General features: G+C 62.1%; 9 protein-coding genes and 1 pseudogene. 2 read left to right on the plus strand and 8 right to left on the minus strand.

The window, feature by feature from the left end:
- Positions 1-45: 45 nt before the first annotated feature.
- The 4 genes from rplS to rpsP form a co-directional block, all read right to left on the minus strand.
- Positions 46-435: a 50S ribosomal protein L19 gene (rplS, locus tag NCT05_RS11985; RefSeq protein WP_008342338.1), complete on the minus strand. Its 390-nt coding sequence runs from the start codon at positions 433-435 to the stop codon at positions 46-48.
- Between the two features lie 129 nt (positions 436-564).
- Positions 565-1,335 carry a tRNA (guanosine(37)-N1)-methyltransferase TrmD gene (trmD, locus tag NCT05_RS11990; protein ID WP_008342340.1) on the minus strand — a complete coding sequence of 257 codons (771 nt, stop codon included), beginning with the start codon at positions 1,333-1,335 and terminating at the stop codon, positions 565-567.
- 25 nt (positions 1,336-1,360) lie between these two features.
- Positions 1,361-2,095: a ribosome maturation factor RimM gene (gene rimM, locus NCT05_RS11995; RefSeq protein WP_250502316.1), complete on the minus strand. Its 735-nt coding sequence runs from the start codon at positions 2,093-2,095 to the stop codon at positions 1,361-1,363.
- 54 nt (positions 2,096-2,149) lie between these two features.
- Positions 2,150-2,404, minus strand: a complete 255-nt coding sequence (rpsP, locus tag NCT05_RS12000) for a 30S ribosomal protein S16 (RefSeq protein ID WP_008342343.1) — start codon at positions 2,402-2,404, stop codon at positions 2,150-2,152.
- Positions 2,405-2,644: 240 nt separating this feature from the next.
- On the opposite strand from rpsP, the gene NCT05_RS12005 reads away from it, so the two are divergent.
- The gene (locus tag NCT05_RS12005) at positions 2,645-3,148 is read left to right on the plus strand and encodes a TM2 domain-containing protein (RefSeq protein WP_008342345.1); all 504 of its coding nucleotides are present in this window, start codon (positions 2,645-2,647) and stop codon (positions 3,146-3,148) included.
- Between the two features lie 4 nt (positions 3,149-3,152).
- Here the strand turns inward: NCT05_RS12005 and NCT05_RS12010 are convergent, their stop codons facing one another.
- Positions 3,153-4,280 (minus strand): PA0069 family radical SAM protein, encoded by a 1,128-nt coding sequence (locus NCT05_RS12010; RefSeq protein WP_250502317.1) that lies wholly within the window; start codon positions 4,278-4,280, stop codon positions 3,153-3,155.
- 68 nt (positions 4,281-4,348) lie between these two features.
- Positions 4,349-4,837 (minus strand): Lrp/AsnC ligand binding domain-containing protein, encoded by a 489-nt coding sequence (locus NCT05_RS12015; protein ID WP_008342349.1) that lies wholly within the window; start codon positions 4,835-4,837, stop codon positions 4,349-4,351.
- Positions 4,838-4,969: 132 nt separating this feature from the next.
- Between NCT05_RS12015 and NCT05_RS12020 the strand changes: the two genes are divergently transcribed.
- Positions 4,970-6,262: a D-amino acid dehydrogenase gene (locus NCT05_RS12020; protein WP_250502318.1), complete on the plus strand. Its 1,293-nt coding sequence runs from the start codon at positions 4,970-4,972 to the stop codon at positions 6,260-6,262.
- A 59-nt stretch (positions 6,263-6,321) separates the two neighbouring features.
- Here NCT05_RS12020 and NCT05_RS12025 read toward each other — a convergent pair whose 3' ends face one another.
- Positions 6,322-8,112 (minus strand): acyl-CoA dehydrogenase, encoded by a 1,791-nt coding sequence (locus NCT05_RS12025; RefSeq protein ID WP_250502319.1) that lies wholly within the window; start codon positions 8,110-8,112, stop codon positions 6,322-6,324.
- A 104-nt stretch (positions 8,113-8,216) separates the two neighbouring features.
- Positions 8,217-8,327 (minus strand): annotated as a pseudogene (locus NCT05_RS12030) (electron transfer flavoprotein subunit alpha/FixB family protein); the annotation flags it as partial.

Below are 8,327 nucleotides of genomic sequence, written 5' to 3' on the forward strand. Positions count from 1 at the left end.
AAGCACCCGAGGGGTGCTTTTTTCGTACTGCGTCTGGCGAGGGACTTACTCTGCGGAAGCAGCAGACTTGTCCTTGAACACCAGCTTTTCCTTGATTCGAGCCGACTTGCCCGAACGCTCGCGCAGGTAGTAGAGCTTCGCACGGCGGACATCGCCACGACGCTTCACGACGATGCTCGCGAGCAGCGGCGAGTAGGTCTGGAACGTACGCTCGACGCCTTCGCCCGACGAGATCTTGCGGACGATGAAGTTCGAGTTCAGGCCACGGTTACGCTTCGCGATGACGACACCTTCGTAAGCCTGAACACGCTTGCGCGTGCCTTCGACCACGTTCACGTTGACGACGACGGTATCGCCCGGCGCGAAGTCGGGGATGCTCTTCTCGCCCAGAACGCGTGCGATCTCTTCCTTCTCGAGTTGCTCAATCAGATTCATTACTGACTCCTTGTGCCATCTTGCCGGAGTTGTGTGCCTTGTATTGAGTCAGGCCCCGGTAGAGGATGGGTTTGCTTCAGGCGCCGATACCACTCGACGCCCCCATTTTCCCGCTCGTCCGCTCGAAACCTATGCGGGCTTCGACGCTTCCTTCGCGAGTTCTGCGAGCCACGCCTCATCGGCACGGCTCAACATCTTGCTGCGACGCGCCCGCTCGATCAGATCGGGCCGCTTGTTGAATGTGTTGCGCAATGCTTCGCGCCTGCGCCAGGCGTCGATTTCCTTGTGATGGCCGCCGAGCAGCACATCGGGAACGCGCACGCCGTCGTACTCTTCCGGACGCGTGTAGTGCGGGCAATCGAGCAGCACATCGACGAAACTGTCCTGCACCGCCGATTGCGCGTCGTTCAGCACACCCGGCAACTGACGCACTACGGCGTCCATCAGCGCCATGGCGGGGAGTTCTCCGCCGGACAGCACGAAGTCGCCGAGGCTCACTTCTTCGTCCACTTCACGGTCGATCAGGCGCTGATCGATCGCTTCGTAACGGCCGCACAGCAATACGAGACCGGGTTCCTGCGCGAATCGCATCACGCGATCGTGATCCAGCTTCGCACCTTGCGGCGACATCATCACGACGCGCGTCGACGTGATGCCCTGCTCGCGCTGCGCAGCCTTCGCCGCATGGATCGCGTCTTCCAGCGGGCGCGCCAGCATGACCATGCCGGGGCCGCCGCCGTAAGGGCGATCGTCGACGGTGCGGTAGTTGTCCGTGGTGAAATCGCGCGGATTCCACGTGCGCAGACCGAACCGCTCCTGCTTCACCGCCCGGCTGGTGATACCCCAGTCGGTCAGCGCGCGAAACATTTCGGGAAAGAGCGTTACGACATCGAACTGCATCGCTCTCTCCGTAACGTGCCGATGTTCAATAATCGGCGTCCCAGTCGACGACGATACGCTTCGCCGCCCGGTCCACCGTCTTCACATATACGCCGACGAACGGAATGAGCCGCTCGCCGGTGACGGGCGCGCCGTCCTTGTTCGTATTCGGATACTCGATCCGCAGAATGGAATGCGCGCCGTTGTCGATAAGATCGGCGACGCGACCAAGCGCAACGCCAGCTTCATTTTCGACATCGAGGCCGATCAGATCGACCCAGTAAAATTCGTCGTCGCTGTCGAGCTTCGGGAAATCGCCACGCGCGATATTCACCGTATGGCCCTTCAGCGCGAGCGCCGCATCGCGGTCATCGCAGCCGGCCAGACGCGCGACGATGGTATCGGCGTGCACTTTCGACTGCAGGCAGCGCGCGGACTTGCGATCGCGGCCTTTGACGAGCCACCAGCGTTTGGCGCTCAGCAGCGCGTCGCCGCCCTGCTTGCCGTTCGCGTGCGGAACGATCTTGACCCAACCCTTCAGACCGTACGCATCGGCGATAAAACCGACTTCGACGGCGTCTTCGGGCAAAGCCTCGACCCGCTCGATTGCGGCTTCCGGCTGAATGCTGCCTTTGTTGCTACCCGAAACGTCGCCCGCCACGCGGCGCGCGCCCGGCTTGCGGACGAACGCGCCAAACGTGGCGGAACTTTCATCTTGCCCCGGCTTCGTTCGGCCGATGTTTTCCGATGCGCGGCCGGATTCAGAATCGCGCGCGGACATCGGCGAACCTTTGGGCAGGTTTCGAGCGTTTATTACAGCGTCGGCTCAGCGAACTCAAGCAGCCGGCTGGGCTTGCTGAGCTTGCTTGACGAGACGCTCGACGGTCGGCGACAGTTGCGCGCCAACGCCTTGCCAGTACGTCAGGCGATCTTGCGCGATGCGCAGCGATTCGCCCTTGGTCGCGACCGGGTTGTAGAAACCCACGCGCTCGATGAAGCGGCCGTCACGGCGGCTACGCGAGTCGGTTGCGACGATGTTGTAGAACGGGCGCTTCTTCGAGCCGCCACGAGCCAAGCGGATGATGACCATGCTGAAATCCTTGAAAACCGGGGTTCGGAACAACGAGAACAGGCGATTATAGCCGGATTCCGACGCTCTAACAAACACTTAACGCATTTTTTGCATGTGACGCCAAGTTCGGCAAGAATTCGGCGCGTTGCCGGATACCGGAAATCACGCCAATGCAGCAACGTGCCATGGGCGGCGTGCTCGGCGGTAGGCGTAAAATATCAGACCGGCGTCCGCCTCAATCCACCACCGCTTTCGCTGATGACTTCCTCGTCCGTCGCCACGCAATCCGGCTCCAAGCCGGCCGGCAAGCAGGTTCCGCCATACTTCCGCTCGAAAACGCTGACCGCCGCGCTGGCGTTCCTGTTCGGCTATATCGGACTGCATCGCTTCTACCTCTATGGAATGCGCGACAAGTACGGCTGGGCGCATATCGTCGGTATCGTAATGGGTGCGTTCGGCTATCTGCTGCTCGCCGAAACGGAGCGCACGTCGATTCTCGGCTGGGCGCTGGCATTTCCCGGCGCAATCTCGCTGCTTGCGGCTTTCCTCTCCGCGCTCGTCTACGGCCTGCGCCCGGACGCCAAGTGGGACGCGCAATTCAACGCGCACACGGGACGCGAAAGCCGCTCCGGTTGGACCGTGATCTTCGTCGTGATCTTTTCGCTGCTGATCGGCGCATTTCTGCTGATGACCGGTCTCGCGCTCACGTTCCAGACTTATTTCGAAGGCCAGGTCGAAGCCGCGAAGACTTTGTCGCAATAGAACGTCAGAACAAATCGAGCTGCGGGCTCGCCGGCGGCGGCGGCCGTTTCGCCGGTCGCTGAAACTCGGACATATCGAGAATCCCGCGCTGTCTTGCATTAAGCCCAAGACGTTTCGTCGCCTTCTGAAAGCGCTGTTTCAGCATGTCGGCCCAAAGGCCCTCGCCTTTCATGCGCTTCGAGAAATCCGAGTCGTAATCCTTGCCGCCGCGCATATCGCGCACGCGGCTCATCACGCGATCCGCGCGGTCGGGAAAATGCGCGGCGAGCCAATCCTTGAAGAGCGGCGCGACTTCCCATGGCAGACGCAGCACGATATAGCTCGCGGTCGTCGCGCCCGCCTCTGCGCACGCTTCCAGCACACGCTCCAGGTCCGGCTCCGTCACGAACGGAATGACCGGCGCGATGCTCACGCCCACTGGAATGCCCGCCTCCGCGAGCGTGCGAATCGTGCGCAGACGCCGCGAAGGTGTGGCCGCGCGCGGTTCGAGCGTGCGCGCGATATCGGCATCGAGCGTGGTGACTGTGATCGCCGCCATCATCTGGTCGCGTTCGGCCATCGGCGCGAGTAGGTCTATGTCGCGCTCGATCAGCGAGCTCTTCGTGATCGCCGCGAACGGATGGCCGCAGTCGTGCAGCATCTGAATGACGCGCCGCGTGAGTTGCAGATCCCGTTCGACCGGCTGATACGCGTCCGTGTTGACGCCGAGCGCGATTGGCTCGGGCTCGTAGTTCGGCTTCGCCAGTTCGCGTTCGAGCAATTCGGGCGCGTTGATCTTCGCGTAAATGCGGCTTTCGAAATCGAGGCCGGGCGACAGTCCGAGATAGCTGTGCGTCGGACGAGCGAAACAGTAGATGCAGCCGTGCTCGCATCCGCGATAGGGATTGAGCGATACCGAGAACGGAATATCCGGCGAACTGTTGCGCGTGAGGATGGTTTTGGCGCGCTCTTCGAACACCTGCGTGCGCAGCGGCGGTGCGCTCTCGTCCTCGGCATCCGCGGCGTGCAGCCAGCCGTCGTCGACGCGCTCGCGCTCGTCCTTCTCGTAGCGGCCCTGGATGTTCGTGACCGCGCCGCGCCCCTTCAACGGAGCGGGCGGCGCGACGGGATATTCACGATCCGGCGATGACATTTGCGACAAAATCCAACGATTGATACTGTACAAATATACAGTATCGACGTTTCGTCGCAAGCGAAAAATCACGTCTCGACGAGAATCTTCAGCGTCTCCTTGATCTCCTCCATCACCACATAGCTCTTCGACTGAACCGCGCCCGGCAGTTGCAACAGGATGTCGCCGAGCAGCTTGCGATAGTCCGCCATTTCGCCGATCCGCGCCTTGATCAGATAGTCGAAATCGCCCGACACGAGATGACACTCGAGCACTTCGGGAATCTTCTGCACTTCGCGCCGGAACTGCTCGAACATGTTGCCGCTTTTGTGATCCAGCGTGATCTCGACGAACACGAGCAGCGCCGCGCCGAGTTCGGTCGGATTCACGCGCGCGTAATAGCCGACGATGACACCGTCGCGCTCCATGCGTTTCACGCGCTCGATACACGGCGTCACGGACAATCCGACGCGCTCCGCCAGATCCTTCATCGCGATGCGGCCGTCCTCCTGAAGGATGTTCAAGATCTTGTGATCGAGCTTGTCGAGCGTGCGGACCGGATTTCGCTGCGTTCGCATTTCTTTTTCCTGAAAATCGACCAAATACAATAACTAAAACTGCTTTGATCTCAATACTATAGGCGATAACACTAGACGGACAGGGTGTCGCAGGTTTGGCCGGCTGTCCAGCGAAATCGAATTGGAGATCACATGCGAATCGTTATTCTCGGAAGCGGCGTCGTCGGCGTGACGAGCGCGTATTACCTTGCTCGCGCCGGCCACGAAGTCACGGTCATCGATCGCGAAGCCGGCCCCGCGCTCGAAACGAGTTTCGCGAACGCCGGACAGATCTCTCCCGGTTATGCATCGCCGTGGGCCGCGCCGGGCGTGCCGCTGAAGGCCGTGAAGTGGATGTTCGAAAAGCACGCGCCGCTCGCGATCCGCCTCGACGGCACGATGAATCAGTTGCAATGGATGTGGCAAATGCTGCGTAACTGCACGCAAGATCGCTACACGGTGAACAAGGGCCGCATGGTCCGCCTCGCCGAATACAGCCGCGACTGCCTGCAGGCGCTGCGCGCGGACACGGGCATTTCCTATGAAGGCCGCACGGGGGGCACGCTGCAACTGTTCCGTACGCAGCAGCAATTCGATGGCGCGGGCAAGGACATCGCCGTGCTGAAAGACGCGAACGTGCCGTTCGAGCTGCTCACCGCCGACGAACTCAAGAAGGCCGAACCCGCGCTCGCCGCCGTGTCGCAGAAGCTGACGGGCGGTCTGCGTCTGCCGAACGATGAAACCGGCGACTGCCAGATGTTCACCACGCGGCTCGCCGCAATGGCCGAAGCGCTCGGCGTCAAGTTCCGCTACAACACGTCGATCGACGCGCTCGCCGTCGCGAATGGCCGCATCGCCGGCGTGCAGTGCGGCAAGGAACTGGTGACGGCGGATTCGTACGTCGTCGCGCTCGGCTCGTATTCGCCGAAACTGCTCGGCGATCTCGTCAAGATTCCGGTCTATCCGCTGAAGGGCTATTCGATTACCGCGCCGATCGTCGATGCGAACCGCGCGCCTGTGTCGACCGTGCTCGACGAAACGTACAAGATCGCGATCACGCGTTTCGACGACCGCATCCGCGTGGGCGGCATGGCGGAAATTGTCGGATACGACAAGAAGCTGAAAGCGGCGCGTCGCGAAACGCTCGAAATGTGCGTGAACGACCTCTTCCCGGGCGGCGGCGACACCGCGAACGCCACGTTCTGGACCGGCCTGCGCCCGATGACGCCTGACGGCACGCCGATCGTCGGCCGCACGCCGGTGCCGAACCTGTTCCTGAACACGGGCCACGGCACGCTCGGCTGGACGATGTCATGCGGCTCCGGCCAATTGCTCGCCGATCTCATGTCCGGCAAGCAGCCCGCGATCCGCGCGGACGACCTTTCGGTGCATCGCTATTTCGGCGACGTCGGCGTGAAGACGCGTCCGGGATACGCGAACGCGTAATTCGCGTTGTCGCATCAAAGCAAAGCAAAGGCGCCTTCGATGAAGGCGCTTTGTCGTTTCTAGAACTGATCTTCGCTGAGTGCGAGCACCCCTTCCCCGCCGTTCGCGCTGACGATGGACGCCTCGATCCCAGGAGCCAGCGACAGAATGTGCTCCGCGAAAAACTCGGCTGTCGCGATCTTCGCGGAATGAAAGCGCTCGTCTTCCGCGCGCTTCACCTGCGAGACGAGCATCGCGCGCGCCATCTGCCATCCGGACAACACGATGCCCGCAAGCCGCAGATACGGCACGCTGCCCGCGAACACCGCGTTCGGGTCGCTCTTGAACTTCGCGACGATGAACTCGATCGCGCGCGCCAGCGACAGACTTCCCGCGCTCAAATGTCGATGCATCGACTTGAACGGCTTGCCATCCACTTCGGCGAGCGCGGCGATCGTCTGATCGATCTGCGCGAGCAGCGCTTGCGCCGCACGGCCACCATCGCGCACGGTCTTGCGGCCGACGAGGTCGTTCGCCTGAATCGCCGTCGTGCCTTCGTAGATCGGCAGAATGCGCGCGTCGCGATAATGCTGCGCCGCGCCCGTCTCCTCGATGTAGCCCATGCCGCCATGCACCTGCACGCCGATACTCGCGACATCGACCGACATTTCCGTGGAAAAGCCCTTCACGATCGGCACGAGATATTCGTAGATCGCCTGATGACTCTTCCTGGCATCATCGTCCGGATGGCCGTGCGCGAGATCGCTGTGCGACGCTGCGACGTAGGCGAGCGCGCGGGCGCCTTCGGTGTAGGCGCGCATCGTCGAGAGCATGCGGCGCACGTCGGGGTGATGGATGATCGTCACCGGCTCCTTCGCGCTGCCATCGACGGGACGGCTCTGCACGCGCTCCTTCGCGTACGCGACCGCCTGCTGATACGCGCGCTCGGCGATCGCGACACCCTGCATGCCGACCGCAAAACGCGCCGCGTTCATCATGATGAACATGTATTCGAGGCCGCGATTCGCCTCGCCGATCAGATACCCGGTCGCCCCGCCGTGATCGCCGTATTGCAGCACGGCCGTCGGGCTCGCCTTGATGCCGAGCTTGTGCTCGATCGACACGCAATGCACGTCGTTGCGCTCGCCGAGCGAGCCGTCGTCATTGACGAGGAACTTCGGCACGAGAAAGAGCGAGATGCCTTTCACGCCCTCGGGCGCATCGGGCGTGCGCGCGAGCACGAGATGGACGATGTTCTTCGCCATGTCGTGTTCGCCGTACGTGATGAAGATTTTCGTGCCGAAGACCTTGTACGTGCCATCGCCCTGCGGCTCGGCCCGCGTGCGCACAAGCGCGAGATCGGAACCCGCCTGCGGCTCGGTGAGGTTCATCGTGCCGGTCCATTCGCCGCTAATGAACTTCGGCAGATAGCGCGCCTTCTGCTCGTCGCTGCCGGCGGTGAGGAGCGCCTCGATTGCGCCGTCGGTGAGCAGCGGGCACAGCGCGAAAGAGAGATTCGCCGAGTTGAGCGCTTCGATGCACGGCGTCGCGATGAGCTTCGGCAAGCCCTGTCCGCCGAAGTCCGCCGGATGCACGACGCCTTGCCAGCCGCCTTCCGCGAACTGGCGGAACGCGCTCTTGAAGCCGGGCGTCGTCGTGACTTCGCCGTTCGCCCAGGCGCTTGGATTGCGATCGCCTTCGACGTTCAGCGGCGCGATTACTTCGCTGCAAAAGCGCGCGGCTTCTTCGACGACGGCCTGCGCCGTATCGAAGCCCGCGTCTTCGTGACCGGGCAGCGCGGCGATGCGGTCGATATCCGCCAGCTCCTTCACTACGAACAACATGTCCTTGACGGGTGCGCGATAGCTCATCGTCCTGTCTCCTCCTGTTTCAATTTTCGGGTACAAAAAAAGGGCGCAACGTTCGTCGCGCCCTTTCTTATTTTTGTGGTGAGTGTTCGACTCACATGGCGCGGTTAGCCGAGCTCTTTCACCAGTTCCGGCACGACCGAGAACAGATCGCCGACGAGACCGTAATCGGCGACGCTGAAGATCGGCGCTTCGGGGTCTTTGTTGATCGCGACGAT

This window comes from Caballeronia sp. AZ7_KS35 (assembly GCF_023631045.1).
Taxonomy (GTDB): Bacteria; Pseudomonadota; Gammaproteobacteria; order Burkholderiales; family Burkholderiaceae; genus Caballeronia; species Caballeronia zhejiangensis.

Excerpts from the sequence above, each read along its gene's own strand:
- NCT05_RS12005 (WP_008342345.1), top strand. The coding sequence starts at position 2,645 with ATGACTTCCTCGTCCGTCGCCACGCAATCCGGCTCCAAGCCGGCCGGC.
- NCT05_RS12015 (WP_008342349.1), bottom strand. The coding sequence starts at position 4,837 with ATGCGAACGCAGCGAAATCCGGTCCGCACGCTCGACAAGCTCGATCAC.
- NCT05_RS12020 (WP_250502318.1), top strand. The coding sequence starts at position 4,970 with ATGCGAATCGTTATTCTCGGAAGCGGCGTCGTCGGCGTGACGAGCGCG.
- rplS (WP_008342338.1), bottom strand. The coding sequence starts at position 435 with ATGAATCTGATTGAGCAACTCGAGAAGGAAGAGATCGCACGCGTTCTG.
- trmD (WP_008342340.1), bottom strand. The coding sequence starts at position 1,335 with ATGCAGTTCGATGTCGTAACGCTCTTTCCCGAAATGTTTCGCGCGCTG.
- NCT05_RS12025 (WP_250502319.1), bottom strand. The coding sequence starts at position 8,112 with ATGAGCTATCGCGCACCCGTCAAGGACATGTTGTTCGTAGTGAAGGAG.
- rpsP (WP_008342343.1), bottom strand. The coding sequence starts at position 2,404 with ATGGTCATCATCCGCTTGGCTCGTGGCGGCTCGAAGAAGCGCCCGTTC.
- rimM (WP_250502316.1), bottom strand. The coding sequence starts at position 2,095 with ATGTCCGCGCGCGATTCTGAATCCGGCCGCGCATCGGAAAACATCGGC.
- NCT05_RS12010 (WP_250502317.1), bottom strand. The coding sequence starts at position 4,280 with ATGTCATCGCCGGATCGTGAATATCCCGTCGCGCCGCCCGCTCCGTTG.